Origin of the sequence: Nocardioides pollutisoli, assembly GCF_040045055.1 — a bacterium.
Classification (GTDB): domain Bacteria; phylum Actinomycetota; class Actinomycetes; order Propionibacteriales; family Nocardioidaceae; genus Nocardioides; species Nocardioides tweenelious.
In genome coordinates this window covers 3,175,279-3,201,613 of sequence record NZ_JBDZDU010000001.1, presented here as the reverse complement: position 1 = coordinate 3,201,613, position 26,335 = coordinate 3,175,279, and the positions used below count along the sequence as shown (strand labels likewise).

At 68.9% G+C, this 26,335-nt stretch carries 24 protein-coding genes and 2 tRNA genes; 10 read left to right on the top strand and 16 right to left on the bottom strand.

Translation table 11 applies throughout. The annotated features are described in order from the left end of the window. Positions 1–17 precede the first annotated feature (17 nt). Positions 18–680 (top strand): 2-phospho-L-lactate guanylyltransferase, encoded by a 663-nt coding sequence (cofC, locus tag ABLE68_RS15720; RefSeq protein WP_348872581.1) that lies wholly within the window; start codon positions 18–20, stop codon positions 678–680. Positions 681–706: 26 nt separating this feature from the next. Here cofC and ABLE68_RS15715 read toward each other — a convergent pair whose 3' ends face one another. The 3 genes from ABLE68_RS15715 to leuC all read right to left on the bottom strand — a co-directional run bounded on the left by ABLE68_RS15715 (position 707) and on the right by leuC (position 3,665). Further along, positions 707–1,387 (bottom strand): HU family DNA-binding protein, encoded by a 681-nt coding sequence (locus tag ABLE68_RS15715; RefSeq protein WP_348872579.1) that lies wholly within the window; start codon positions 1,385–1,387, stop codon positions 707–709. A 252-nt stretch (positions 1,388–1,639) separates the two neighbouring features. After that, positions 1,640–2,248, bottom strand: coding sequence for a 3-isopropylmalate dehydratase small subunit (gene leuD / locus ABLE68_RS15710; RefSeq protein WP_348872577.1), 609 nt, complete (start codon positions 2,246–2,248; stop codon positions 1,640–1,642). A gap of 1 nt (position 2,249) precedes the next feature. Then, positions 2,250–3,665 carry a 3-isopropylmalate dehydratase large subunit gene (gene leuC, locus ABLE68_RS15705; protein ID WP_348872576.1) on the bottom strand — a complete coding sequence of 472 codons (1,416 nt, stop codon included), beginning with the start codon at positions 3,663–3,665 and terminating at the stop codon, positions 2,250–2,252. 100 nt (positions 3,666–3,765) lie between these two features. Here leuC and ABLE68_RS15700 point away from each other — a divergent pair, with 100 nt between their 5' ends. Continuing rightward, positions 3,766–4,488 (top strand): IclR family transcriptional regulator, encoded by a 723-nt coding sequence (locus tag ABLE68_RS15700; RefSeq protein WP_091021586.1) that lies wholly within the window; start codon positions 3,766–3,768, stop codon positions 4,486–4,488. A 127-nt stretch (positions 4,489–4,615) separates the two neighbouring features. On the opposite strand, the gene ABLE68_RS15695 is transcribed toward ABLE68_RS15700, so the two are convergent. Both ABLE68_RS15695 and ABLE68_RS15690 read right to left on the bottom strand, forming a co-directional pair. Continuing rightward, the gene (locus ABLE68_RS15695) at positions 4,616–5,092 is read right to left on the bottom strand and encodes a methylated-DNA--[protein]-cysteine S-methyltransferase (protein WP_348872575.1); all 477 of its coding nucleotides are present in this window, start codon (positions 5,090–5,092) and stop codon (positions 4,616–4,618) included. Between the two features lies 1 nt (position 5,093). Continuing rightward, positions 5,094–6,596, bottom strand: a complete 1,503-nt coding sequence (locus ABLE68_RS15690; protein WP_348872574.1) for an AlkA N-terminal domain-containing protein — start codon at positions 6,594–6,596, stop codon at positions 5,094–5,096. A gap of 139 nt (positions 6,597–6,735) precedes the next feature. Here ABLE68_RS15690 and ABLE68_RS15685 point away from each other — a divergent pair, with 139 nt between their 5' ends. Together ABLE68_RS15685 and ABLE68_RS15680 are read left to right on the top strand one after the other, a co-directional pair. Beyond that, entirely contained in the window at positions 6,736–7,833 is a 1,098-nt protein-coding gene (locus tag ABLE68_RS15685; protein ID WP_348872573.1) for an LCP family protein, read from the top strand. Between the two features lie 94 nt (positions 7,834–7,927). Then, the gene (locus ABLE68_RS15680) at positions 7,928–9,406 is read left to right on the top strand and encodes an amidohydrolase family protein (protein WP_348872572.1); all 1,479 of its coding nucleotides are present in this window, start codon (positions 7,928–7,930) and stop codon (positions 9,404–9,406) included. Positions 9,407–9,438: 32 nt separating this feature from the next. On the opposite strand, the gene ABLE68_RS15675 is transcribed toward ABLE68_RS15680, so the two are convergent. From ABLE68_RS15675 to ABLE68_RS15630, 10 genes are all read right to left on the bottom strand, one after another. After that, a complete protein-coding gene (locus ABLE68_RS15675) occupies positions 9,439–9,867 on the bottom strand; it encodes a GtrA family protein (RefSeq protein WP_348873294.1) in 429 nt (142 codons plus the stop codon). Continuing rightward, positions 9,864–10,868 (bottom strand): glycosyltransferase family 2 protein, encoded by a 1,005-nt coding sequence (locus ABLE68_RS15670; RefSeq protein WP_348872571.1) that lies wholly within the window; start codon positions 10,866–10,868, stop codon positions 9,864–9,866. Before ABLE68_RS15670 ends, ABLE68_RS15675 begins: the two co-directional genes overlap by 4 nt. A gap of 32 nt (positions 10,869–10,900) precedes the next feature. Then, positions 10,901–12,406, bottom strand: coding sequence for a hypothetical protein (locus tag ABLE68_RS15665; RefSeq protein ID WP_348872570.1), 1,506 nt, complete (start codon positions 12,404–12,406; stop codon positions 10,901–10,903). Further along, positions 12,403–12,972: a hypothetical protein gene (locus tag ABLE68_RS15660; RefSeq protein ID WP_348872569.1), complete on the bottom strand. Its 570-nt coding sequence runs from the start codon at positions 12,970–12,972 to the stop codon at positions 12,403–12,405. The genes ABLE68_RS15665 and ABLE68_RS15660 overlap by 4 nt, the downstream gene beginning before the upstream one ends. 199 nt (positions 12,973–13,171) lie before the next feature. Then, positions 13,172–13,244 (bottom strand) — tRNA-Glu (locus ABLE68_RS15655). A gap of 114 nt (positions 13,245–13,358) precedes the next feature. Continuing rightward, a tRNA-Gln gene (locus ABLE68_RS15650) sits at positions 13,359–13,430 on the bottom strand. A 52-nt stretch (positions 13,431–13,482) separates the two neighbouring features. Beyond that, the gene (locus ABLE68_RS15645) at positions 13,483–14,430 is read right to left on the bottom strand and encodes a CPBP family intramembrane glutamic endopeptidase (protein WP_348872568.1); all 948 of its coding nucleotides are present in this window, start codon (positions 14,428–14,430) and stop codon (positions 13,483–13,485) included. Position 14,431: 1 nt separating this feature from the next. Next, positions 14,432–15,898 carry a glutamate--tRNA ligase gene (gene gltX, locus ABLE68_RS15640; protein ID WP_348872567.1) on the bottom strand — a complete coding sequence of 489 codons (1,467 nt, stop codon included), beginning with the start codon at positions 15,896–15,898 and terminating at the stop codon, positions 14,432–14,434. Next, positions 15,895–16,704 carry a fumarylacetoacetate hydrolase family protein gene (locus tag ABLE68_RS15635; protein WP_348872566.1) on the bottom strand — a complete coding sequence of 270 codons (810 nt, stop codon included), beginning with the start codon at positions 16,702–16,704 and terminating at the stop codon, positions 15,895–15,897. The genes gltX and ABLE68_RS15635 overlap by 4 nt, the downstream gene beginning before the upstream one ends. A 24-nt stretch (positions 16,705–16,728) precedes the next feature. Continuing rightward, complete coding sequence (locus tag ABLE68_RS15630; RefSeq protein WP_348872565.1) at positions 16,729–17,463, bottom strand: M15 family metallopeptidase; 735 nt, start codon at positions 17,461–17,463, stop codon at positions 16,729–16,731. Between the two features lie 85 nt (positions 17,464–17,548). Here ABLE68_RS15630 and ABLE68_RS15625 point away from each other — a divergent pair, with 85 nt between their 5' ends. Both ABLE68_RS15625 and ABLE68_RS15620 read left to right on the top strand, forming a co-directional pair. Then, positions 17,549–18,082, top strand: a complete 534-nt coding sequence (locus ABLE68_RS15625; protein ID WP_348872564.1) for a SigE family RNA polymerase sigma factor — start codon at positions 17,549–17,551, stop codon at positions 18,080–18,082. Next, positions 18,082–18,753, top strand: coding sequence for a hypothetical protein (locus tag ABLE68_RS15620; protein WP_348872563.1), 672 nt, complete (start codon positions 18,082–18,084; stop codon positions 18,751–18,753). The genes ABLE68_RS15625 and ABLE68_RS15620 overlap by 1 nt, the downstream gene beginning before the upstream one ends. A 3-nt stretch (positions 18,754–18,756) precedes the next feature. Here the strand turns inward: ABLE68_RS15620 and ABLE68_RS15615 are convergent, their stop codons facing one another. After that, a complete protein-coding gene (locus ABLE68_RS15615; protein WP_348872562.1) occupies positions 18,757–21,123 on the bottom strand; it encodes a penicillin acylase family protein in 2,367 nt (788 codons plus the stop codon). A gap of 91 nt (positions 21,124–21,214) precedes the next feature. Here ABLE68_RS15615 and ABLE68_RS15610 point away from each other — a divergent pair, with 91 nt between their 5' ends. From ABLE68_RS15610 to ABLE68_RS15595, 4 genes are all read left to right on the top strand, one after another. Further along, positions 21,215–22,066 (top strand): 3-methyladenine DNA glycosylase, encoded by an 852-nt coding sequence (locus ABLE68_RS15610; protein ID WP_348873293.1) that lies wholly within the window; start codon positions 21,215–21,217, stop codon positions 22,064–22,066. 122 nt (positions 22,067–22,188) lie between these two features. Beyond that, positions 22,189–25,113, top strand: a complete 2,925-nt coding sequence (locus ABLE68_RS15605) for an NACHT domain-containing protein (protein WP_348872561.1) — start codon at positions 22,189–22,191, stop codon at positions 25,111–25,113. 111 nt (positions 25,114–25,224) lie between these two features. Then, the gene (locus ABLE68_RS15600; RefSeq protein ID WP_348872560.1) at positions 25,225–25,896 is read left to right on the top strand and encodes a DUF6518 family protein; all 672 of its coding nucleotides are present in this window, start codon (positions 25,225–25,227) and stop codon (positions 25,894–25,896) included. A gap of 19 nt (positions 25,897–25,915) precedes the next feature. Next, positions 25,916–26,332 carry a VOC family protein gene (locus ABLE68_RS15595; RefSeq protein WP_348872559.1) on the top strand — a complete coding sequence of 139 codons (417 nt, stop codon included), beginning with the start codon at positions 25,916–25,918 and terminating at the stop codon, positions 26,330–26,332. Positions 26,333–26,335 lie beyond the last annotated feature (3 nt).

Sequence of the window (26,335 nt, the reverse complement as noted above, 5' to 3'; positions counted from 1 at the left end):
CTGACAGGATCGACTCGATGCCCATGTCCCCGTCCCAGCTGCGGTACGCCGCCCTGGTCCCCGTGAAGCCCCCGGCCGTCGGCAAGTCACGACTGCGGGGACTGCCCGACGACGGCCGTCGCGCCCTGGCGGAGGCGTTCGCCCTGGACACGGTCGCCGCGTGCCTCGCCGCTGACCTGGTCGTCGAGGTCCTCGTCGTCACGGACGACGTCATGTTCTCTGCGCACCTGTCCGCACTCGGCGCCACCGCGATCCCCGACGGCGTCACCGGTGATCTCAACGGCACCCTGCGCCAGGCCGCTGCCGAGGCGCACCGTCGCTGGCCCGACCTGGTCCCGGTCGCCCTCTGTGCGGACCTGCCGGCGCTGCGTCCGGCCGACCTCGACGACGTGCTCGGACGACCGTCCAGCGCGGACTCGTGGTTCGTCCCGGACGCGGCCGGCGTGGGGACCACGTTGTACGCCGCGGCGTACGACCAGTTCGACCCGCACTTCGGACCGGGGTCGCGCGACGCGCACTGGGACAGCGGCGCGCGTGAGGTGCGCGACGCGGCACCGTCGGTGCGACGCGACGTCGACGATCTCGAGGACCTGCGCGAGGCGCTGGCCCTCGGTGTCGGTCCGCGGACCGCTGCCGCAGCGCCGCGAGACGACGAACGGGCCGCCACCCCGGAGGGGTGACGGCCCGTCGACCTGACTGGGTCGGGTCAGGCCTTCTTGGCCGTCTTCTTGGCCGGAGCCTTCTTCGCGGGCGCCTTCTTGGCCGGTGCCGCCTTCTTGGCGGGAGCCGCCTTCTTGGCCGGTGCCGCCTTCTTCGCGGGAGCCGCCTTCTTGGCAGGAGCCTTCTTCGCCGGAGCCGCCTTCTTGGCCGGAGCCTTCTTGGCCGGAGCCTTCTTCGCGGGAGCCGCCTTCTTGGCCGGTGCCGCCTTCTTGGCGGGAGCCGCCTTCTTGGCCGGAGCCGCCTTCTTGGCCGGCGCCGCCTTCTTCGCGGCAGCCGTGGCCTTCTTCGCCGGTGCCGACTTCTTGGCAGCAGCGGCCGCCTTCTTGGCGGGAGCAGAGGCCTTCTTGGCAGCCGGAGCCGCTGCAGCGAGCGTCAGCTTCGGCAGCTTCTTGGCACCCGAGACGACGTTCTTCAGGTCGGCGCCGGCCGTGAACTTCGGCACCGCCGTCTTCTTCGCCTTGATCCGCGCACCCGTCTGCGGGTTGCGTACCCAACGCGCCTCTCGCACGCGCTTCTCGAAGGACCCGAAGCCGGTGATGGCGACCTTCTCGCCCTTCGCAACCTCGCGCGTGATCGTGTCCAGCACGGAGTCGAGAGCGTGGGCCGCGGCCTTGCGGTTCCCCTCGTAACGCGCGGCGAGCGCGTCGATGAACTGTGACTTGTTCACTGTCTTCCCTTCCAATGAACGCATGGGGTCGAGCCCGTGCTCGACTTTCTTCAACGCACGCTAGGTAAACGTGGCCGCACTCACAATCACCAAGCGGTGTTTTCGCCACTCTTTTTCGTGAGGCCGAAATGCGTGGATCCGCTCAGCAATGGGCTTTTCGGGGTTATGGACGCACGGACGCGACAACCAAAAGGCCGAGAATCCCCAGTCAGCACAGGGGATTCTCGGCCTTTCGCCACGACAATGCAGGTGTCACACGGCGTGGATCGTGACCGGTTTCCAGCTCGGACGAGTTTGCTCGTACGACGCGATGTCGTCGGCGTGACTGAGCGTGATGCCGACGTCGTCGAGCCCCTCGAGCAGCCGCCAGCGCGTGTAGTCGTCGATGTCGAAGGAGTCCTCGACCGCGTCGACACCCTCGCCGGCGCGCACCGTGCGCGTCTCGAGGTCGACGGTGACCGAGCTGCCGGGCTGCTCGGCGAGGAGGTCCCAGAGCTTCTGCACGACCTTCTCGTCGACCTGCGCCGCGACCAGTCCGGCCTTGCCGGAGTTGCCACGGAAGATGTCGCCGAAGCGCGGCGAGATGACGGCCTTGAAGCCGTAGTTCTGCAACGCCCAGACGGCGTGCTCGCGCGACGAGCCGGTGCCGAAGTCGGGTCCGGCGACGAGCACCGAGCCTCCGGCGTACGCCTCGTCGTTGAGCACGAAGGTCGGGTCGTTGCGCCAGGCCGCGAAGAGGCCGTCCTCGAAGCCGGTGCGGGTGACCCGCTTGAGGTACTCCGCCGGGATGATCTGGTCGGTGTCGACGTTGCTGCGACGCAGCGGGACGCCGATGCCGGTGTGGGTCGTGAACTTGTCCATGTCAGTTGCTCCCAACGGTCTCGAGGTCGGCGGGCGAGGAGAGCGTGCCGCGGATCGCCGTGGCGGCAGCGACCGGGACCGAGACCAGGTGGGTGCGACCACCCTTGCCCTGCCGGCCCTCGAAGTTGCGGTTGGAGGTCGAGGCACTGCGCTCGCCCGGGGCGATGGTGTCGGGGTTCATGCCGAGACACATCGAGCAACCGGCGCCACGCCACTCGGCGCCCGCCTCTTTGAAGATCAGGTCGAGGCCCTCGTCCTCCGCCTGCAGGCGGACGCGAGCGGAGCCGGGAACGACGAGCATGCGGGTGTCCGCGGCGACCTTGTGGCCCTCCATGATGCTCGCCGCGAGCCGCAGGTCCTCGATCCGGCCGTTGGTGCAGGAGCCGACGAAGACCGTGTCGACCTTGACCTCGCGCATCGGGGTGCCGGCCTCGAGGCCCATGTAGCGCAGCGCGTTCTCGGCTGCGACCTTGTCCTGCTCGTCCTCGAAGTCCTCGGGGTTCGGGACCGTCCCGCCGAGCTGCACGCCCTGGCCGGGGTTGGTGCCCCAGGTGACGAACGGCGTCATGTCGGCCGCGTCGAGCACGATCTCCTTGTCGAAGACCGCGTCGTCGTCGGTGCGCAGCGTCTTCCAGTGCGCGACCGCGGCATCCCAGTCGGCGCCCTTCGGCGCCTCGGGACGACCCTCGATGTAGTCGAACGTCGTCTGGTCGGGAGCGATCAGACCGGCCTTGGCTCCCCACTCGATGGACATGTTGCAGACCGTCATCCGGCCCTCCATCGAGAGCTCCTCGATGGCCTGGCCGCGGTACTCGACGATGTAGCCCTGGCCACCGCCGGTCCCGGTGTGGGTGATCAGCGCGAGGACCATGTCCTTGCTCGTCACGCCCGGCGGGAGGCTGCCGTTGATCGTCACCGACATGGTCTTCGGCTTGGCCTGCATGAGCGTCTGCGTGGCGAGCACGTGCTCGACCTCGGACGTGCCGATGCCGAAGGCGATCGCGCCGAACGCGCCGTGGGTGCTGGTGTGGCTGTCGCCGCAGACGATGGTCATGCCGGGCTGGGTCAGGCCGAGCTGCGGGCCGACGACGTGGACGATGCCCTGCTCGATGTCGCCGAGCGGGTGCAGCCGGACCCCGAACTCCTCGGCGTTGCGGCGCATGGTCTCGACCTGCGTGCGCGAGACCGGGTCGGCGATCGGCTTGTCCCAGTCGATCGTCGGGACGTTGTGGTCCTCGGTCGCGAGGGTGAGGTCAGGACGGCGCACCTTCCGGCCTGCGAGCCGGAGCCCGTCGAAGGCCTGTGGCGAGGTCACCTCGTGGATGAGGTGGAGGTCGATGAAGAGGAGATCCGGCTCCCCGTCGACCGACCGGACGACGTGCTCGTCCCACACCTTCTCCGACAGGGTCTTGCCCATGGAACTCTCTCCCTCAGCTCGCGGACCACGTCCTCGTGATCCCTGATACACGCGCAGCGTACTACTTGCATCCCATGATCTGAGACGCCAGTATTGCCATATGGACAACTCTAGTGGCGTCGGCGTCCTCGACAAGGCCGCCCTCGTGCTCACCGCCCTCGAGTCCGGACCGGCCACCCTCGCCGGCCTGGTCGCCGGCACCGGCCTGGCCCGTCCGACGGCTCACCGGCTGGCGGTCGCGCTCGAGCACCACCGTCTCGTCGCCCGCGACATGCAGGGCCGCTTCGTCCTCGGCCCGCGGCTCGCCGAGCTGTCGGCCGCTGCCGGCGAGGACCGTCTGCTCGCCACCGCCGGTCCGGTCCTCGCGCGGCTGCGCGACATCACCGGGGAGTCCGCCCAGCTCTGGCGCCGTCAGGGTGAGCACCGCGTCTGCGTCGCCGCCGCCGAGCGGCCGAGCGGCCTGCGCGACACCATCCCGGTCGGCTCGCAGCTGACCATGCGGGCGGGTTCGGCAGCGCAGGTGCTGCTCGCCTGGGAGGACCCGGAGCGGATGCACCGGGGCCTCCAGAACGCCGCCTTCTCCGCCGCTGCCCTGTCCGGGATCCGCCGTCGCGGCTGGGCCCAGTCGGTCGGCGAGCGCGAGCAGGGCGTGGCCTCGGTCTCCGCACCGGTGCGCTCCCCCGGCGGCAAGATCATCGCCGCGGTCTCCGTCTCGGGGCCGCTCGAGCGGCTCTCGCGCCAGCCCGGCCGGATGCACGCCCCCGCGGTGCTCGCGGCAGCCGAGCGGCTCAGCGAGTCGCTCCGCCGCGCTGCGGCCGAGTAGGCGACACGCACGGTGGTTGAGGAGGTTGCGCTAGCAACCGTCTCGAAACCCGCTGTGCCGATGAAGGCCGACTCTCAACTCGCCGGGTTTCGAGACAGGCGCTGCGCGCCTTCCTCAACCACCGGGGCTAGAAGAGTGCATCTTGTTCGAGCTCGAGGAGCAGCTGCTTGCGCTCGAGGCCGCCGGCGTAGCCGGTGAGCGTGCCGTTGGCGCCGATGACACGGTGGCACGGGATCACGATCGGGATCGGGTTGCGGCCGTTGGCGAGGCCGACCGCGCGGGACGCCGCGTTGGTCATGCCGAGCCGGTGCGCGATCTCGCCGTACGACGCGGTCTCGCCCCAGCCGACCCCGACCAGCTGGGTCCAGACCCGCTGCTGGAAGTCGGTGCCGACCGGAGCCAGGGGCAGGTCGAACTCCTTGAGGTCGCGGTCGAAGTAGGCGCGCAGCTGGCGCACCGTCTCGGCCAGCACCGGGTCGTCGTCCGAGCGCGCCCCGAGCGGCCGACCCTCGGAGCGGAACGGCGAGAACTCGATCGCGGTGATCGCACCGTGCTGCTCGACGATCCGCAGGTCGCCGATCGGCGACTCCATCACGGTCCACATGTCATTGCTCCTTCGTCGGGCCCGGCGTGGGGCTCAGTGTCTGCCAGAGGTGGAGCTGTGCGTAGGACCGCCACGGGGTCCACGTGCCGGCGAGCTCCGTCGCCGTCGACGGATCGCGGCCGAGGCCGGTGAGGGCGTCGCGGATGCCGATGTCGGTCGGCAGGAAGATGTCGGGGTGGCCGAGCGCCCGTAGCGCGATGTAGTCGGCGGTCCACGGCCCGATGCCCGGGATGTCGAGCAAGGCCCGGCGTACGTCGTCGCGGTCGGGGCCCCGGTCGAGTGCGAGGTCGCCGGAGGCCAGCGCCGCGCACAGCGCGATCAGCGCCCGGCCGCGCGAGCGCGGCATGGGCAGGTCCTCGGGGGTCAGGGCCGCCAGGGTGGCGGCGTCCGGGAACAGGTGGGTCAGACCGTCGACCGGGCGGGCCAGCGGCCGACCGTGTCGTTCGACGAGCCGGGCCGCCACCGTGCGGGCGCCGGCGACGCTGACCTGCTGACCGAGCACCGCTCGGACCGCGATCTCGTGGCCGTCGACGTGGCCGGGCACCCGGAGCCCCGGCAACGCCCGCACGAGCGGGCCGATGACCGGGTCGCCGGCGAAGGCGTCGGCGACCGCGACGGGGTCGCAGTCGGCGTCGAGCATCCGACGCACCCGCTCGGTCGCGGCCGCGGTGTCGCGCAGGTCGTCGAGCGCGAACGTCGCGATCACGAACGCGGTCTGACCGGCCTCGGTGACGTCGGGGATCTCGAGGCGGACGGTGCCCGTGCCGTGCGGCAGGGACAGGGTGCGGGCGTACCAGCCCTCCCCCGCGAGCTCCACCCCGGGCACGGCACGGGTGGCGAGGAAGGCGAGCAGCGCGTTGCCGGCGTACGGCGTGCGCACGGCCAGCCGGATCGTGATCGTCCCGGTGGCCGGCCGACCACCGCGGCGCCCGCGCAGGTCGGTCGGCGACGACGCGTAGACCTCGCGGATCGTGTCGTTGAACTGCCGCACGCTGGAGAAGCCGGACGCGAACGCGATGTCGGCGTAGGTGAGCTCGGTCGTCTCGATCAGCACCCGGGCGGTCTGCGCACGCTTGGCCCGCGCCAGCGCGAGCGGACCGGCGCCCAGCTCTGCGGTGAGGATCCGGGTCAGGTGACGCGGCGTGTAGCCGACCCGCGCGGCGAGGCCGGCGACGCCCTCCCGGTCGACGACCCCGTCGGCGATCAGTCGCATCGCCCGGCCGGCGGCGGTCGCCGCGACGTCCCAGTCGGGACTGCCGGGCGTCGCGTCGGGGAGGCAGCGCTTGCAGGCGCGGTAGCCCGCGGCCTGGGCGGACGCGGCGCTCGGGTGGAAGGTGACGTTCTGGAAACCCGGGGTGCGTGCGGGGCACGAGGGCCGGCAGTAGATCCCGGTGGTCCGGACGGCGGTGTAGAAGACGCCGTCGAAGCGACGATCCCGCGACTTCACGGCCCGGTAGCACGACTCGGGATCGAGTCGCAGGTCGCTCCGCTCGGCTGTGGTCATGCGGCAATCATGACCGATGGCGCCGACCATCACTGGCGGGAATCGGACACCGCCGTGGGCCGCCGAGACGACTCCGTCATGATGCCCACGTACGCTTGCGACTTCGTCGGATCTCGGGAGTCCTGGGGAGGGAGCCCGCGTGGCCGAGAAGAGCCACCGTCGCACGGCACTTCGCGTCATCATCGTCGCGGAGCTGGTCGTCGCGCTCGTGACCGGCGCGACCGTCGTCTTCGCGTTCAACCACCTCGACGGCAACATCGAGGCCGGGCCGGCGATCATCCACCCGACGCCCAAGCAGCCCCAGAAGTCCGACGAGCCGCACGAGCCGCTCAACATCCTGCTCATGGGCACCGACACCCGTGACTGCGCGGGCTGTCGCGTCGACGGCGAGGCCGGCGGTGGCGTCTCCGACACCACGATCCTGCTGCACGTCGCAGCGGACCGGAAGTCGGCGTACGGCGTCTCGATCCCCCGCGACCTCATCGTCGACCGACCCGACTGCGTGGTCGACGGCAAGACCTACCCCGGTGCGGACGACGTCCTGTGGAACGAGGCGTTCCTCGTCGGCGGTCCGTCCTGCACCGCGCAGCAGGTGGAGTCGGTCTTCAAGCCGATCTACGTCGACGACTACCTGACCATCGACTTCGGCGGCTTCAAGGACATGGTCGACGCGATCGGCGGGGTGAACATCTGCATCCCCCAGCCCCTCGACGACCCGAAGTACACCCACACCCACTTCGACGCCGGCAACTCGGTGCACCTCGACGGGACCGAGGCGCTCGCCTACGTCCGGCTCCGCCACGTGCTGAGCGGCACCGACATCGGACGGATGAAGCGCCAGCAGGCGTTCATCGCCGCCATGGTCAACAAGGTCGTCTCGGCCGACACGCTCAGCCGCCCCGACAAGCTCCTCCGCTTCGCCGGCGCCCTCACCAACTCGCTGCAGGCCAGCCCCGACCTGGCCAGCGCCGGCGCCCTCGTCAAGCTCGCCGGCGAGCTCAAGGACGTCGACCTCACCCACATCAAGTTCGTCACGATGCCGAACTTCCTCTACGCCGAGGGCACCGCGGGCTACCCGCACGTCGGCCTGCTCCCGATCCACCAGCGGCTGGTCAACCAGATCGTCAACGACGACCCGCTCGGCAGGTTCGGCGGCGTGCTGACGGCCAACGGCCCGAAGAAGAACCCGACCGAGGCCCAGAAGGCGGACGCGGCCGCCGCCGGGATCTGCGCCTGAGCCTGGACGCGCCTGTGAGGCGTGACGAGGCACCCACCACCGCGTTGTCGGCCCCACCAAACCGCGACCGCTTCCCAGCCAGCACAATCGCGGCATGACTACGACGATCCTGCGCGGCGGCCGCGTCATCGATCCTGCAGCCGGGACGGAGACCGTCGCCGACGTCGTCGTGCGCGACGGCACCGTCGCCGAGGTCTCGACGGTCCCGGTCCTGGACGCCGACGCGACCGTCGTCGACGTCAGCGGGCTCGTGGTCGGTCCGGGCTTCGTCGACCTGCACAGCCACGTGCACTCCATCGCGGGCCAGCGCCTCCAGGCCTTCGACGGCGTGACCACCAACCTCGACCTCGAGGCCGGCCTGATGCCGATCGAGCGCGCGTACGCCGAGGCAGCGGCCGCCGGCCGGGTCCTCAACTACGGCTTCTCGGCGTCGTGGGCCGACGCCCGCGGCCAGGTGCTGGCCGGGATCGTGCCGAGCGCCGACTTCGAGCGCTCGGCCGCCCTGCTCGGCAACGTCGACTGGCAGCGCACCTCCTCGCCAACCGAGCTCGCCGCCTGGCTCGACCTCCTGGAGCGCGAGCTGACCGCCGGAGCACTCGGCATCGGCGTGCTGATGGGCTACGCGCCGCGGTCCGACCCGGCGGAGTACCTCGCCGTCGCCCGCCTCGCGGCCACCGCGGGGGCACCGACGTTCACCCACGTGCGTGAGCTCGTCGAGGCCGACCCGACCACGCCGATCGACGGCTCCAGCGAAGTGGCCATCGCGGCGGCGGAGACCGGCGCGGCGATGCACCACTGCCACGTCAACAGCACGTCGCGGCGCCACGTCGACCGCGTGCTCGGGACCCTCGAGGACGCCCGCGCCGCCGGGTCGAGGGTCACCGTCGAGGCCTACCCCTACGGCATGGGCAGCACCAGCGTCGGAGCCTTCTTCCTCGCCCCCGAGCGCCTGTCCGCCTGGGGCCTGACGCCGTCGAGCATCGTCATGGTCGGCAGTGGCGAGCGGATCGCCGACGTACGCCGCCTCGAGGAGGTCCGGGCCACCGACCCGGGTGCGACCTGCATCGTCGAGTTCCTGGACGAGCGCCAGGAGTCGGACCGCGAGCTGCTCCGCCGGGCCCTGGCCTTCCCCGACGCGATCGTCGCCAGCGACGCGATGCCACTGGAGTGGCCCGACCACCGCCCGGACACCCGCGAGTGGCCGCTGCCGCCGGGCGCGTCCACCCACCCGCGCACGGCCGGCACCTTCGCCCGCAGCCTGCGGCTGATGGTGCTCGAGCACGCGCTCTGGACCTGGCCCGAGGCGTTCCGACGCTGCTCCTACCTCCCCGCCCGGGTGCTCGACGACGTCGCTCCCGCGATGCGCACCAAGGGCCGGCTCGAGGCCGGGGCGGACGCCGACCTGGTCGTCCTCGACCCGGGCGCCGTGACCGACCACGCGACCGCGACCGACCCGGTCCGGCCGTCTGCCGGCGTACGCCACCTGATGGTCGGCGGCGCCTGGGTGATCCGCGACGGCGAGCTCGACGTGGCCGCCTACCCGGGCCGCGCGGTCCGCGGCGAGATGCGCTGACTGCGCGACATGGCGGCCGGCCACTCTGCTGGTCAGCAGGACTCGGCGCGATCCAGGACATCCGCACGGCCCGTCTGAGGGGTGCGCCAGACGAAGAACCGGTAGACGAGGAAGTTCACCACAGCGGTAACGGCGGTGGCGGCGAGCTTCGCGCCGGTCGCCGACCCCACGAACAGCAGGACATGGATCAGCACCGGTTGGAGGATCCACATGGTGGCGCACGTCGTTGTCGCGAACCGCATGGCTTGACGCCAGCCCATCCGCGCACCGTCGAAGACGAAAGCCCCGTTCGCCATGAAGCTGAAGGCCATTCCGGCACTCGTCGAGACGACGTTGGCCACGGTGATTCCCAGCGGGGCGTGCAGCAACCAGAACAGCCCGACGTCGACGGTCGTGTTGGCGACCCCGACCGCAGCGAACCTGAGAACAGAGGCGTGAGCGGATTCGCCCGAGGGTCTCAGTGGAGACCCACCCGCTTCGTCCCGGTCAGCGGAGGAGCAGCCGCGGCGCCGCGGGCACCTCGAGCCTGGAGTGCAACCGCGTACAACGGCCTGCCCTGGGCCTCGACGTAGACCCGGCCGAGATACGAGCCGATCACACCCATCATGATCAGCTGCAGACCACTGAGCAGGAACATGCCGACGCCCAGGAAGGCCCACCCCGGGACGGAGTTCTCCGGGGTGAAGACACGCACCGCGAACACATACGCGGCGAGCAGCACGCTGATGACCGAGATCAGCACACCGAGGCGCGAGATCATCCGGAGCGGGAAGGTCGAGAACCCGAAGATCCCGCTCGCCGCGAACTTCATCATCCTCCTCCACGGGTAGCCGGACTTGCCGGCATGCCGAGACTCCCGGTCGAAGAGAAGAGCCTCCTGCCGGAAGCCGACGTGGGCGACGATGCCGCGCAAGAAGCGGTCCTGCTCGCGGTAGCGGTTGACCTCGGCGACCACACGTCGATCCATCAACCGGAAGTCCCCGGTGTTGCGAGGAATGTCGATCGACGCCAGCCGACCGAGCAACCAGTAGTAGACGTAGGCGGTGAGCCGCTTGGTGCGCGTGTCCTGCCTGGTTCGCCTTTGGGCGTAGACCACGTCCACGCCGTTCTCCCACATCGAGAGCATCTCCATGCTCACACGTGGTGGATCCTGGAGGTCGGTGTCCATGACGATGACGGCGTCCGCCCCTTCGACCATGTCGAGTCCGGCGGTGACCGCGATCTGGTGACCGAAGTTGCGGGAGAAGCTCACGACCGTCACCCGGTCGTCGCGATCGCGCAGCGCGAGCAGGCGGTCCAAGGAGGAGTCGCGGCTCCCGTCGTCCACGTAGACGAACTCGAAGTCGAGGTCCGGTCGCGACCGGGTCGCGTTGACCAGGGTCGCGTGGAAGAAGTCGACGTTCTCCTCTTCCTCGAAGACCGGGAGCACATAGGCCACCTGACGGGGCAGACCGAACGGCATGCGATCACCTTCCGTTGTTGAGGGACGTGCACTCATGGGGTGGTGGCGAGGACGACAACGACGGTTGCCACGAGAATCACCCCCGCGCTCAGCAGGGCTTGGAAGAGGGTGAGCCATCGGCCGAGGGCGATCTCGGCTCCCGTGATGGCGTCCTGCGACCCAGGACCGGTCAGGCCGGGCGCGAATCGGAGCGCTGCCTGCCTGATCAGCAGGGCCGCGGCGAGACCTAGGACCGGCGCCGCCGTCGTCCAGTAGCGGGGGCCTGCGATGTGCACGAACGGCTGGGTGAGAAGCGCGCCGAGCGACAGCTTGAGAAGGATGCTGATCACCTGGTCCTCACGAGGGCGCCGGACGACACAGATCAGCAGGCCGACACCGACGGCGAAGGCTGCCCACACCAGGACCCGCGTGGATCGTTCGATGACGACGTCCTGCGCCCGGTCCTGGTCAGGGTCGGCCCGGAGGTAGCCGTAGAAGCGCTCGGGCTCGCGGACATACGATCGGAGGTCGACGAGGACGTCGTGCGAGTAGCTCCTGGACGTCACCCCCTGTCGGGCGTAGGCCGACATCTGCTCGGCTACGTCCATCTCCGAGTGGCCGGTCACTCGTGCCGTCTCGCGGGAGTAGCGGAGCGGACTGAACCAGGTGGTCGAACCCGGGTCGCACGGCCCGAAGCAGACCTGATCTCGATCGCCGAAGGTGTTGGCGAGCACCGTCGGCACCGACGTGGTCGTCACTACCCGTCCGTCCAACGTCATCGAGGCACCCACGGACCACGGCAGCAGCAACGCCACGAACGCCAACGCTGCAACCGTCGCAGACAGAGCCGCACGCCGGCGCTCGACTCCACGGAGGAGAGCAAGCGCCGCAACGACGCTGACCAGCCCGAGGCCTGCCACGAGGAGCGAGGTACTGGACCGGAGGTAGACGACGGCGATGGCCAGCAGGCCGAGCCGCACGCCGTCCCCGAGCGAGGGTGCCTGGCCGCTGCGCAGAGACCGGCTGAGCTCGACCAGCTCGACTAGGAGCAGCACGATCAGGATGCCGGCCAGCAGGTCGCCCCACGCCGCCAGCGAGAACGCCGCCCAGACGGGGACGAGTCCCGGCACGACGAGCAGCGCGCCGGCGTACAAGGCGCCCCAGCTGCGACGGACCCGCAGCACGGTCAGGAGAAAGACCAGGGTGGTCGTGACGCCGATGTAGCCGCGCAGGACGGCTCCATCCGCGTGCGGGGCGACGAGGTAGAGCGGTGTCAGCAGGACGGACATCCCAGGCATGAACCACCCGCTCCCGACGACGTTCTGCGCAACCTCCGCCCCATCGGGAGCGCGGAGAGAACCCCAGTCACGCACGAGGTTCGACAGCGCCTTGCCGCCGTTCACGTAGGCGGTCTCGTCGCCCACCAGTGGACCGTGGGAGATCTGGAGGAACACCGCCACCGTGATCGCCACATGGGCTCCGACCAGCACCAGGAGGAACCTGTCGGCGCGGGACAGGTCCCGCACCCAGGTCCCGGCGGGGCGCGCCGCGCCCGTCACCGGTCCTGCGCGAATCGCTTGGTGACGAACGGGTTCGCGCAGTCAGCATTCCCCGATGACAGGGCCACGACAGGCAGGTCGAGCTCCACGACCCCGCGCACGATCGGGTCGGGCGACCGGTTGTCCAGCATCGTGAACCGAGCGGCGGCACGGGTGGACCCACCACCCGGTTCCGATCGGGTCATGACGAGCTCGGTTCCACTCGCGGATCGCCCGGTCACCTCGAATCCGCTCCGGGTGAAGGCTTCGCGGAGCCGCTCACGGACCTGATCGAGGTCGAGGAGCGACCAGTGGAGCACCAACAGCCGGCGCTCGCCGGCGGCGGTGACCGCGTCGCTGTCACTGCGTACGACGTAGGGGAAGTCGAGGGTCACGCCGTCGGGAAGTGGATAGCACCCGAGGCGGAGGGTGTCCGCGACCAACGGCGGTCGGTAGCTGCCCGTCGGCTCGGCCCGTCCGAACGACTGACCCGCGACCGCCATCACGACGAAGACCCCGGCGACCAGGACGACAGGCCAGGTAGCAGACCTCTCCCGGAGCGCACGGCGGACGTCACCGGACGACATGTTGAGCGCGGTGCATACCGTTCGACAGACTGCCCGAGAGGGCCACGAGCGCGGGGGACGTGGTGTGAGGTGGCATCACAGTCTTAGATGCCCTGACGGGCCGAATGGTTGCCTGCGTCCCCTGAATTTCACGGGCGACTGCACCATGCACAAGACCCCCCGGTCCGCGTCGCCGCGGATCGGAGGGTCTTCTGGGGTGTACCCCCGACCGGATTTGAACCGGCGCTAACGCCGTGAGAGGGCGCCGTGCTAGGCCGCTACACAACGGGGGCATTGCTGATCTCGGCGCCCCGGAGGGGCCTCGAACAGCGATCGAAACTCTAGCCGATGGCCTTGTCTCGAACAAAACCGCGGCTCTCCGGCAAGCGGAGGAACCGCGATTCTCGCTGGGATACTAGGACTCGAACCTAGAATAACTGGACCAGAACCAGTCGTGTTGCCAATTACACCATATCCCAATGGGCCCCTCTGGAGGGCCGCTCCGGCTCGTCTCCGAGCCGAGAAGAAACCTTACACGCGAGGTCTGGAGGCGACCAAAACGCCCGGCTCCGCGGACGTGTCGGTGGTCGTCCGGATGCCGTGCCGACGGGCCACCAGGAGCACCAGTCCGAGGTAGACGAGCGACTGCGTCAGCGTCACCGGGATCGTCCACCAGCTGTCCCCCGTGGGGTTCAACGTCGACGCCATGTCGCTGAACGCCAGCGCCAGGCCGAACGCGAGCCAGTTGTTGAGGACGTGCATCGCGATGCCGGCCTCGAGCCCTCCGGTGAGCACCACGGCCAGCCCCGCGACGATCCCGAACGCGAAGCGGTCGAAGAAGACCGGAGCACTCTGGCTGCCGTGGGCGAGGGCGAAGAGCAGTGCGGGGAACAGCACCGCAGCCCAGGAGCGACCGAACAGGTTGCCGAAGGCCTGGGTGAGGTAGCCGCGGAAGGCGTACTCCTCCCCCGCCGCCTGGAGTGGCGTCAGCAGCAGGATGACCAGCAGGTAGTCACGCGTGGTGCTGGTGAAGTCGTTGAGGTGACCGCTCAGCTGCGGGTCGTCCGGCGACGAGGGCACCAGCGAGGAGACGACCAGCGTCGCGAAGAGCGCCACGAACGCCAGCCCGAAGCAGACGAGCAGCCAGCGCCACCGGATGCGCGGCGCCACCGAGGCGAGCCAGCCCGGTCGCAGCCCGTGCAGCACGCGCATCAGCAGCCAGGCGACCGGGATCGCGCCGGCCAGCGCGAGGTTGAGGTAGGCGAGGCCCAGCGGCGTGGGGTGGTCGAAGTCGGCGATCCGTGTCAGGCCTGCGCTCACGTCGTCGCCGGCCAGGGCGAACCCGAGCGCGAACGGCACCTGCAGGAGCAGCGGCACGATCACGACGAACGACACGGCCAGCGCGAAGATGCCCACGAACACCCGCCAGACGCCGGGCCGTCCGCCTCGCTGGACGAGGTGGTAGGGCAGACCGGTCATGTCAGGCCAGGGCGCTCTGGAGCCGGCCGAGACCGCGCTCGCGGCCCAGCAGCTCGAGTGACTCGAAGAGCGGCGGGGACACCCGACGACCGGTCACGGCGACGCGCACCGGGCCGAAGGCATTGCGCGGCTTGAGGCCGAGCTCCTCGACGAGCTTCTGCTGCAGGGCCGCCTGGATGGCTGCGGTCGACCACTCGTCGAGGCCCGACAGGGCGTCGTACGACGCCTGCACGACCGCCAGGCCGTCGGCGTTCAGCAGCTTCTCGACGTCGGCCTCGTCGCGCGTGAAGGATGCCTCGTCGACGAAGAGGAAGGCGAGCATGTCGACGGCCTCGGTGAGCTTGTTAATCCGCTCGGCGACCAGCGGCATCGCGAGCTCCAGGAGCTGCGCGTCGGCGTCGCTGACCGGGTCCGAGACCACGCCGGCGTCCTGGAGGAAGGGCAGCACCCGGTGGGTGATCTCCTCGACCGAGAGCAGCCGCATGTGGCTGGCGTTGATCGCGTCGGCCTTCTTGATGTCGAAGCGCGCGGGGTTGGGGTTGACGTCGCCGATCTCGAACGCCTCGACCATCTCCTCGAGCGAGAAGATGTCGCGGTCGCCCGAGATCGCCCAGCCCAGCAGGGCGAGGTAGTTGAGCAGGCCCTCGGGCAGGAAGCCCTGGTCGCGGTAGGCCAGCGCGTGTGCCTCCGGGTCGCGCTTGGAGAGCTTCTTGTTGCCCTCGCCCATCACGAACGGCAGGTGCCCGAACTCCGGCATGACCTTGCCGATCCCGAGCTCGATCAGCGCGGCGTGCAGCGGGATCTGGCGCGGGGTGCTGGAGAGCAGGTCCTCGCCACGCAGCACGTGGGTGATCTCCATCAGCGCGTCGTCGACCGGGTTGACCAGCGTGTAGAGCGGGTCACCGTTGGCGCGGCAGAGCGCGAAGTCGGGGACGTACTGCGTCTCGAAGGTCACCTCGCCGCGGACCAGGTCCTGCCAGGTGACCGAGCCGTCGGGCATCCGGAAGCGCACGACGGGCTTGCGGCCCTCGGCCTCCCACGCCGCGCGCTGGGCGGGGTCGAGGTCGCGGCAGAAGCCGTCGTAGCCCATCACCTTGGAGCCGGACGCCTTGCGGCGCGCGTCGACCTCCTCGGTGGTGCAGAAGCAGTCGTAGGTGTACGACGACGCGGCGAGCTTGGCCAGGGCATCGGTGTAGAGGTCGCTGCGCTCGCTCTGGCGGTACGGCGCGTGGGGGCCGCCGACCTCCGGGCCCTCGTCCCAGTCGAGGCCGAGCCAGCGCATCAGGTCGAGGATCGCGTCGTACGACTCCTGGGTGGAGCGCTCCTTGTCGGTGTCCTCGATCCGGAAGACGAAGGTGCCACCGTGGTGGCGCGCGAAGGCCCAGTTGAAGAGCGCCGTGCGGACCAGGCCGACGTGCGGGCTCCCGGTCGGGCTGGGCGCCATGCGTACGCGGACGGGCGTGCTCATCGTCGTGCCACCTTGTTCGTCAGGGTTCCGAGACCGGCGATCGAGATCTCGACCTCGTCACCGACCTCCATGGGACCGACACCCTCGGGGGTGCCGGTGAGGATCACGTCACCGGGGAGCAGCGTCATCACGCTGCTGACGTAGGAGATCAGCGTCGGGATGTCGAAGATCAGGTCCTTGGTGGACCCGTTCTGCATCAGCTCACCGTTGAGGTGCGTCTGGACCGTGCGGCCCTCCGCGAAGTCGTGGGGGTCGAGGTCGGTCTCGATCCAGGGGCCGAGCGGGCAGAACGAGTCGAAGCCCTTGGCCCGGGTCCACTGCCCGTCGCTCTTCTGCAGGTCACGGGCGGTGACGTCGTTGGCGATCGTGTAGCCGTGGATCACGTCGGTCGCCTGCTCCGGCGGCACGTCGCGGCAGATCCGGCCGATCACGACCGCGAGCTCGCCCTCGAAGTGGAGGTTCTGCGTCTGCGGCGGGTAGAAGATCGGGTCGCCGGGGCCGACGACGCTGGTGTTCGGCTTGAGGAACATCAGCGGCTCGGTCGGCGGCTCGCCACCCATCTCGGCGGCGTGCGCGGCGTAGTTCTTGCCGATCGCGACCACCTTGCTGCGGGGCAGGACGGGCGCGAGGAGGCGCACGTCCTCGAGGCGGTACTGCTGGTCGAGCAGCTTGACCCCCACGTAGAGCGGGTCGCCGGCCAGGGCCACGACCACGCTGTCAGGGTCGGGCTGGCCGAACTCGTCGACCTCGCCCGTGACCACGCCGTAGAGCGGGTCCTCGCCGGTGGTGAATCTCGCGATGCGCACCCACCGAGCCTATCGACCCCGGTGCTAGCGGTAGTCGCCGCCGGTGATGTCGAAGAACTCCTCGAGGGTGTCGACGTGCGTACGCCGCAGCTCGGCGGCCAGCGGCCGGCCGACGTAACGCAGGTGCCAGGGCTCGGGCGAGTAGCCGGTGACCGCCTCGGTGCCGGGCTGGTAGCGCACCACGAAGCCATAGCGCCAGGCGTGGTGGGCGAGCCAGCGGCCTCCCGGCGTACCCGCGAAGCAGGCGTCGAAGTCGCAGACCGGGCTCGCCGGGGTGACCAGGTCGACGGCCAGCCCGGTCTGGTGCTCGCTGTAGCCGGGGCGGGCGGACACCCGGTCGGCGGCGGCCTGTCCGCTCGCGGCGACGACGTTGCCGTAGACGCCCTCCTGGTAGCCGTAGGACCGGTAGGCGCTCGCGATCTTGAAGCCCAGACCCTGCGCGTCGCTGTCGGCGAGCAGGTCTGTCAGCGGTCCCGCGGCCGGGCTCGCGACCTGGTAGCCGCGCACCAGCGTGATGTCGGGCGCGTAGTCGGGGCTGACCGGGTGCCGCTTGTTGACGACCACCCAGATGCTCGCGGGGTCACTGGTCGAGTGCTGCGTCCGGTCGAGGGCGTGGCGAGGGCGCGCGGTCGACTCGACCGTCGTCGCTGCCGGACCCTGCGCGACGGCCACGGGGTCCGCCGACGGTTGCGCGACCGGGGACGAGCAGGCGGTCGCCAGGGAGACGACCAGGATGCTGAGCGCGGTTGTCGTCCTCACAGCCCGTTGACGGGTCCGGAGCCGCGCAGGGTTGCATGCAACCCTGCGGGTGCTCGCACCCGTCAACCAGGTGGAAGGAGTTGGTGTGCGCGACGACGAGCGGTCCACGGAGTTCGTGGCGTTCACGCGCGCCCACCGGACCGACCTGGTGCGCACGGCGACCCTGCTGTGCGCGGGTGACGAGGCATTCGCGGAGGACGTCGTGCAGACCACGCTGACCCGGCTCTACCTGTCGTGGTCGCGCGTACGCCGGGCGGACAGCGCCCTGGCCTACGCCCGTCGGAGCCTCACCCACGCCTTCATCGACGAGGCTCGTCGGGCCCACCGCCGCCGGGAGACGACCCTCGCCGACCCGGCCAACGCGCTCGCGGTCGAACCGGCGACGCCCGGCTCCGACCCCGAGCTCCGCGAGATCGTGCTCTCCGCTCTCGCCTCCCTCGGCCCGCGCCAACGGGCCGTCGTCGTGCTGCGCCACTGGCACGACCTCGACGTCGCCGAGACCGCCAAGGCCCTCGGCTGCTCCCCCGGCACCGTGAAGTCGCAGAACGCCCGGGCACTCGCCCACCTGCGCGACGTCCTCGGCGCCGCCGACCACGACCTGATCCTGGAGGTGTCCTGATGGCTCCCGCTCATGACCTCAAGCGGGTCCTGCAGTCCGCTGCGGAGACCCACCGGCCCGCCGTCGACCCGGCCGACGACCTGGCCCGCGCGCAGACGGCGGCCCGGGCGCGCACGCGACGGCGCTTCCGTGCCGGACTGGCCGGCGTGGCGACGGTCGCCGTCCTCGCGGTCGGCGCGGTCGTCGTGACGGACCGTGACCAGCCCGCCGCTCCCGGCCAGGCGCAGGGCGCCGACCACGGCACCGGGCATGGCACCGGCACCGGCACCGGCCACGGCATCGAGCTCGTGTCGAAGCGGCTCGACGCGACGCCGTACACCTTCGACCTGACGCCGAAGGGCTGGGCGGTCCAGGGTCAGGACGAGTTCGGCGTCACCATCGCGCCCACGGACGGATCGGTCTCGGACTCCCCCTACGACTTCGAGGGCAAGCTCGTGATCATGTTCGACCCGCGCCCGCCCGGCGGCCGGCCGGTCGACCTGGACGGGCGGCGCTTCTGGATCACCGGTGACTCCGGCTACACGACGATCTCGACGCGGACGCTCCCCGGCGAGCCCGACGGGGCGGTGCGGATCCAGTACCCCGACGACACCGGCTGGACGGAGGACACCATGCTCGCCTTCACGGCCAGCGTGCACGTCGGTCCAGGCGCCCAGCACGGCGTCGGATGACCGTCAGCTGGTCAGGTGCACCGTCTCCACGAGCTGCTGGGCGATCTGGTCCTCGGTCCACGGGAACGTGACCCACTGCTCCTTCGAGAAGAGCTGGGTCTGGTCGTTGGCCCACGGGGACGCGGGGTCCTCGTACTGGCTGTAGGTCAGCACCGTGTGGGCGTCGACCCCGGTCTCGCCCTCGAACGCGATCGCCTGGATGTACGACGAGCCCTGCTGGACCGGGCCGATGACCCCGTCGCCTGAGCCGTTGGTCGCGTTGGCGTCGCCGGACAGGTTGCCGAGGCCGCCGCTGATCGGGATGCCGGCCTCGTCGCCGCGGTCACCGGACTGGTGCATGGAGCCGTACGTCGCGCCGAGCTTGATGCCGGCGTCCTTGAGCGTCGCGATCGCCTCCCGCATCGCACCGACGACGTCCTTCGAGGTCGACAGCGTGCGCGGCGTGGTCAGGGGGTGCTTCGGGTCGAACGGCACCTTCCACAGGTTGACCCCGTCGATCGAGGCCATCCGGACGAACTCCTCGAAGATCGCGGTGCCGCGCGACGTGGTGTCGGAGTGCCCGTCCCACTTCTTCAGGACCTTGCAGGCCTTCTTCTGCCCGGTCGCCTTGCAGACCTGGTCGAGCCGGCCGCCGACGCGGGCGACCTCACCGGCGTAGACGCGGTTGGCGTACTCGTGCGAGCGCAGCGTCGCGGGTGTCTCCTTGCCCTTGGCGAGGCGGTCGCGCACGTAGGACATGACGACCTTGGTCCGCATCGAGCGCTCGCAGGCCTCGCAGCCGATGATCCGGGGGTAGCCGGTCAGCTTCACGTGGTCGTTGGGCAGCCAGTAGGAGTCGTTGGCGTTGATCACCCAGTCGCGTCGTACGACGTCGGGCAGGTGGTCCGGCCCGAGGATGCCCGGGCGCTCGGCGTCCGCGTCGGTGCCCCAGGCGCAGACGCCGTCGGCGCGGTTGCCGTCGAGGGCCGGCAGGCCGGCCTTGGCGTAGATCAGCTTGCCGACGCTGGTCAGGCACTCGTCGGTCAGCGCCTTGGTGACGTTGGGAATGACCGAGTGGTCGGCGTAGAGCACGTCGCCCGCGCGGTCGGCCGCGATCGTGTTGACCCACGGCATGCCGCCGCCCGCGTCCTGGCGGCTGAGCAGGTCGCGCACGGAGGAGGCCTGGGCCATCGACAGGAACGTGTCGAGGGTGCGCAGGTGCTCGGCGTTGGCGTCGCGCATCGCCCAGAAGCTGTTGGCGTTCCAGCCCATGAACTGCGACGGCGAGTTGAACACGTAGCCCTGGTCGGTCCGGTAGAGCGTGCGGGTCACGGTCTCGACGCCGGCGTCGGTCTTCACCGGCACCGAGACGTGGCGCTCCTCGAGCTGGCGCACGGTGCCGTCGGAGGTCTTGTAGCTGGTGGGCGTACCGGCCGTCATGTACTGGTACGGCGTGAAGCGGTAGCCGGTCGAGACGGTGTGGCTCCACGCGACGTCGTCGTTGAAGCCGATGTTGATCGTCGGGAAGCCGGTCAGCGCACCGCCGGCCGCGTCGAACTGGCCGGGGATCGTCAGGTGCATCTCGGTGAACCGGTAGCGACCGATCCACGGGAAGTGCGGGTTGCCGAGCAGCATGCCCTGCGAGGTGGAGGTCGAGCTGCCGCCGACGGCGGTGGCGTTGGAGCCGAAGGACTCGCCGTTGTCGTTGCCGAGGCTCTTGCGGAGCTCGTCGCCGTTGACGCGCGAGAGGTCGACCTTCGCCGGCTTCGCGCCGGCAGCGGGCGGGGTCGCGGTGGTGATCTCGTTGAGGAAGCGTGTCGTCGAGCCGATCAGCTGGGCCAGGTAGATGGCGTACCAGACGTCCGTGCTCGTCACGTCCGGCTGGATCCAGGTCTGGTCGGCGCAGGCCGGGTCGGTGATCTCGTGCGTGCTCAGCCACTTGTTGATGCCGGCCGCCTCGGCGGTGATCATCGCCTTCGCGGTGTCGCTCGGTCCGGCGACGGGGTCCGCGAGCAGGGCCTCGACGACACCGCGGTCGTGCAGGTCGGTGACGAGCGTGTCCCACTGGAGGTTGGTGCCGCTGCCGCCGACGCGGTCGTTGAGCGTCGCGTCCGCACCGAGGTACTCCGAGCGCAGGCCGCGACCCGTGAGCAGCGTGTCCATGAGCGTGCAGGTGCTCTCGGCGGCGGTCGCCCAGCCCGCGCCGTACGCGAGGTTCGGGAAGCTGTCGGCCTCGATGTGCGGGATGCCGTGCTCGGTGATCCGGATCGTGGCGTCGTACGTCGGGTCCGCCGCAGCGGCGGCTCCCGAGCCGCCGACGGCCGCGGCCGCGGGGACGAGGAGGGCGAGGGCGACGAGCGACGTCACCGCGGTGCGCAGGTTGAGATTCACCTCCGCAATGTAGCGGTCGTCACATGTGCCGGAAGCAGTTATCGGACATTAACCCCCTGGAAATCTCTTCTACCCTGGTCCCGTGGAGGTGATGGAGCGCGCCGAGTGGCTGCCGCGAGCAGAGGCGCACGCGGCGCGGGTGGACGCGTTCGTCGCGCCGCACCTCGCGCGCCGCGGATCGGCGGTCAAGCACCCCGTGCACGACTTCCTCTTCACCTACTACTCCCAGCGGCCCGCCCAGCTGCGCCGCTGGCACCCCGGCTACGGCGTCGCGCTCGCCGACGCTCCGGAGTACGACGGGCTGAAGGGCTACGGGGTCTCGACAGGCTCGGCCAACGAGGTGTCGTCGGCGTACGTCGCCTCCCAGCGGCAGCTGCTCTCCGGGCTCCGCAACCTCCTGCGGGCGACCGCGGGTCGGCCCGCCAACTTCGGCTGCTTCGGCATGCACGAGTGGGCGATGGTCTACCGCCTCGCCGAGGACGAGACCCGTCACGCCGACTGGCCGCTGCGCCTCGGCCCGTCCGGGACCGACGCCGTCGTCGAGTCGCACCGGATCGCCTGCTCGCACTTCGACGCCTACCGCTTCTTCACCGACCCGGCACGACCGCTCAACACGCTCTCCCCCACGTCGGCCGACCGGCCCGACTTCGAGCAGCCGGCCTGCCTCCACGCCGGGATGGACCTCTACAAGCACGCCTTCCGGCTCACCCCGATGATCAGCTCCGACCTGGTCGCCGACTGCTTCGAGCTCGCCCGCGACATCCGTGAGCTCGACATGCGGGCGGCGCCGTACGACCTGGTCGACCTCGGCTTCGACCCGGTCCCGATCGAGACCGCCGCCGGCAAGGCGGAGTACGCCGAGGCGCAGCGCGTCTTCGCCGAGCGCGGCGCCCCGCTGCGGGCCCGGCTGATCGAGGAGTGCGAGCGCCTGCTGTTCAGATGACTGACCCCGAGGAGGTGGCCTAGTTCTCCCACGACCCGCGACGGTGGATCTACAGATCCCCACATGATGTGGTGTTCGATGGAGTGCACGTTGGCTGCGATTGCACTGCCTGGAGGTCCCAAATGCTTGATGCCGTCTTTGCGGAGTTGGCAGCAGCCGCAACGCTGCGCTTGGCGCGCCAAGTGGAGACGGCCGCGCGGCGGCGCCGCGACAGGGCTGCTGTCGAGGAACGTCGGGCGGCCGCATTCCTAGGCGAACTCGATCTGGATCGGTCAGCGCTGCGCGCGAACTTCTCCGTTCCTCCGACAGTAAAGGCGTCGGAGCTAGAGGCGTTTTTACGTTCATCAGAGGCTCAAGCCGTTGCGTTCGAGCTCCTAACGGTTGTGCTTGCGGGCGACCAAGAAATTGCTCTCCCTAGAGTTCAGGCACGATGGAATCGAGCAATAAGTGCGAGGCTCCCAAACCAAGAGCAACTCGCGCGAGAAATATTTGAAACGCTAGTTTCTCACTTCGAGATCGCGTCTGGCGTTGTTCGCGATGTCTACCCGAAAGCATTCGAACGGCTAGTTGAAGACAACCACCACCGCCGAATAGCATGCGTCTTGGAAGCCATCGAGACGCGATTGGATCCTGCGTCGGCAGGCACGCCCAAACAGGCCGATATCGATCGCTTCAAAGCCACGTATCGGCGACAAGTCAAAGCTGCACACAAATACATCACACCCCCTGACTTCGACCGTCGTCGGGACGTGCCGATCGACGATCTCTACGTCACGCCCTCAATTCGGACTGCATCTTCGAAGGCAACGGCAGATGGCGACCAGGTGGACGACGTTCTCTCTGCGATCGACCGCACCGTCCTGCTCGGAGATCCGGGCAATGGCAAGTCGACAGCTGCGCACGTTATGTTATTCCGAATGGCCAAAATCCCACACTTGCCATTGCCGTTTCTAGTAGTTCTTCGAGAGTTCGCAGGCGCAGGAGTAGATAAATCCATCGTCTCGTATCTCGAGGATCGACTCGCTAGCGTCTACCAGTGCCCACCGCCTCAAGGCATGATCGAGCATCTCTTAGATACCGGGCAGGCAATCGTATTCTTTGATGGGCTCGATGAACTTCTCGACACCACTCATAGACGACAGGTGACTGACGTCGTCGGACTCTTCTGTAATCGATATCCATTAACCAAGGCCCTCGTCACGTCACGCAAGGTAGGTTACTGGCAGGCGCCTATGGATCGAGATCAATTCGCCGTTCTCGAACTTAGCGGCTTTGATCGTGAGCAAGTAGAAGAATATGTCGAAAAGTGGTTCAGTCAGGAAGATCTAAGTTCAGATCAAGTCACCTCGTGGACAAGGTCGTTCATGACCGAAAGCGAGTCGGTTGCCGATCTTACTGCAACTCCACTTTTATTGGCGCTGATGTGCATCATTTATCGGGGCGAGAGATCGATTCCGAGGAATCGTCCGGCGGTCTACGAACGCTGCGCCACGATGCTCTTTGACAAGTGGGACAGCAGTCGGGGAATACACTCCGATCTACGAGTGGGCCAGCTCGTCGACCCCGCCATGAAGCACCTAGCGTATTGGCTATTCGTTCAGGACAGTTCCGATGGCGTGACCGAACAGTCACTCATCAAGGAAACTACGACTTATTTACACCGTAGATCATTTGAGGATCTCGAAGAAGCCACGGCGGCCGCGACCGAATTCGTTGAATTCTGTCGGGGCCGCGCGTGGGTCTTCAGTGATGTAGGCACCACCCCCGACGGGGAAAGGCTCTACAAGTTCACGCACCGCACGTTCCTCGAATACTTCGCCGGATACCACCTGTCGCGAACGACAGACACCCCAGAGGCGCTTGCGAAGGCCATCGCTCCAAAGGTCGCCAACGCCGAATGGGATGTTGTTGCACAACTTGCCGTTCAGATCACGGATAAGCATAGCGATCTCGGCGCTATTCGCATATTTGAATATCTGCTGGACGAGCGGCGGCGGCGCGCATCAAGCAAACGACTGAACATCTTGGCATTCCTGTGTCGCTGTCTCACGTTCGTGCAGCTTTCTCCAAAGGTTCTCAGACAACTGACGAGCGAGGTCTTCCTCAAAGCAACGCAGAGGTGGGACGACTCGACGGTGGCGCACTCGGCTGTCGAAACGCTCGCCCTATTGTTAGCGAACTCGACCTACGTAGACCGCAAGGTCGTAGAAGATGAACTTAGAACGCAAATCGAGGTCGGCATCGCCTCCGCCGATCCGTGGACGAAGCGCGCCACGATCTCAGTCATCACCTCAAGCTCGTTTCTGTTCTATTTCGCGTCTGGTTCTGCGACACTATCTCCTCAGACTCGCGAGTTCTGGAGTGAGTGGTTTAACGAAGTAGCCAGGGCACATCGTTCTGCCATAACCGAGACCGTTGGAATCGACACCGAAACCACTCGGTACGCCCTCCGTGCCGGTTGGGTAACCGTCGCGGAGGTGCTCCGGCGGGCGGATCGCGGACTCGACCCGCTGTTCGACCAAGCGCCAACAGCAGTCGGACGTATCCTTTTCATGAGTTTGGCGTCCGAAGTAATTCGAATCGCGACGCGGACATCAGCGGAAGCGTCTCAGATGTCGCCGCTTTACGGCGAGTGTTTGGATTCCGTTTATCAGTATGTGCTGGCCCGAGGATCGTCTACGGCGGGGCTCGTCACTCGCATGAGGCCCAGCGTTCACCCGTTCCGGTCAGAACAAAATCCTGACGAGTCGTACGTCGTTTTGTCAGATCAACAGACAGTCGGGCTCGCCGTCATGTGCGCATGCGCTGTCGAGGAGAATCCAGACTTACTGGCTCATTGGGAGGACGAGGATTGGGGTCCTCGTGACAGCGTGCGCCAACTGCTTTGCGTACGTGCCGGCCTGCAAGATGCCCGACCGAAGCTTCCACTTGAAGGTGATCCCGTAACGGAGTCGCTCCTTCGGTGGTCCTCGAACGAGTTGCACTATTCGACCCGCCGCATGACGTCAGGAACGGCACGGCGTTCGGTGGTCGCAAGTACCTCCTAACCGTTGACACCGTGACAACCGGCTCGCACGGTCGATTATCGGTACCTGAGGAGCGCCGGTCGGCACCTGAGGTGGAGGAACGCGGACGGCCCTCGAACCAGACTCGCCGGCATGACGATGAACGCCGTCGATCTGCCGACGACCCCCGCTCTCCGCCGCGACGTGATCACCTCTGCGACCGCACTGGGCGTGGCCGTCGCCGCCGGGCTCGCCCTCGGCGTGGTCGACCTGCTCTGGAACGCCCACCGGCCGTCGCCGTGGTCGACGGTCGCCAACTCGTGTGCCGGCTGGGCGGCGGCCGCGTTCGTGATCGGCGCCCTGCTGACCGCGACGCTGCGGATCGGCGCGGTCCGAGCGGCCGTGGCCGCGGTGGTGCTGCTGACCGTCGCGGTCGAGGCCTACTACGTGGCCGGCGTGCGCTGGCTCGGCGACGACCCGAGCACCGTGACCTCGACGGTCGCCCAGGAGTGGCTCGTGCTCAGCGTGATCGTCGGGTCGGTCTTCGGCGCGGCCGGGTCCTGGGCGGCCGGTCGCTCGGCAGTGCTGGCGGTCGTCGGCGTCGCGGCCGGGGCCGCGCTGCTCCTGGGCGACGCGCTGCACCTCCACACGGCGTCCTTCGCGGGCGAGGTGCAGCACGAGGCGCGGATCCTGGCCGTCCTCGGCCTGCTCGTCCTCGCCGTGTCCCTCCGGCGGCCGTGGGTGGCGGTGGGTGCCGTGGCGCTCTGCCTGCCGCTGACGCTCTTCGCCGCAGCCGTCTTCACGACGTTCGGCATCCGTCTCTGATCCCGGCCAGACTGGGCGCATGACCTCTCGCCTCACCGAGACCAACATCGACTGCGCCGACCCGGTGCGGCTGGCCGACTTCTGGTGCGCCGCGCTCGGCTACGTCGTGACCCTCACCGAGCCCGACTTCATCGAGATCGGCCCGGCGGGGCGGACCGACGCCGACATCCTCGACGCCGTACGCCGCGGGCCGATCGTGCCGTCGCTGACCTTCGGCGTCGTGCCCGAGGGCAAGACCGTGAAGAACCGCGTCCACCTCGACATCTCCCCCATCGACTGCACCCAGGCCGAGGAGGTCGCGCGGCTCGAGGCCCTCGGCGCGCGACAGGTCGACGTCGGCCAGGGCGACGAGAGCTGGGTCGTGATGGCGGACCCGGAGGACAACGAGTTCTGCGTGCTGCGGAGCCTGGCGCCGGGTGAGTTTGCCTTACCGTGAAGG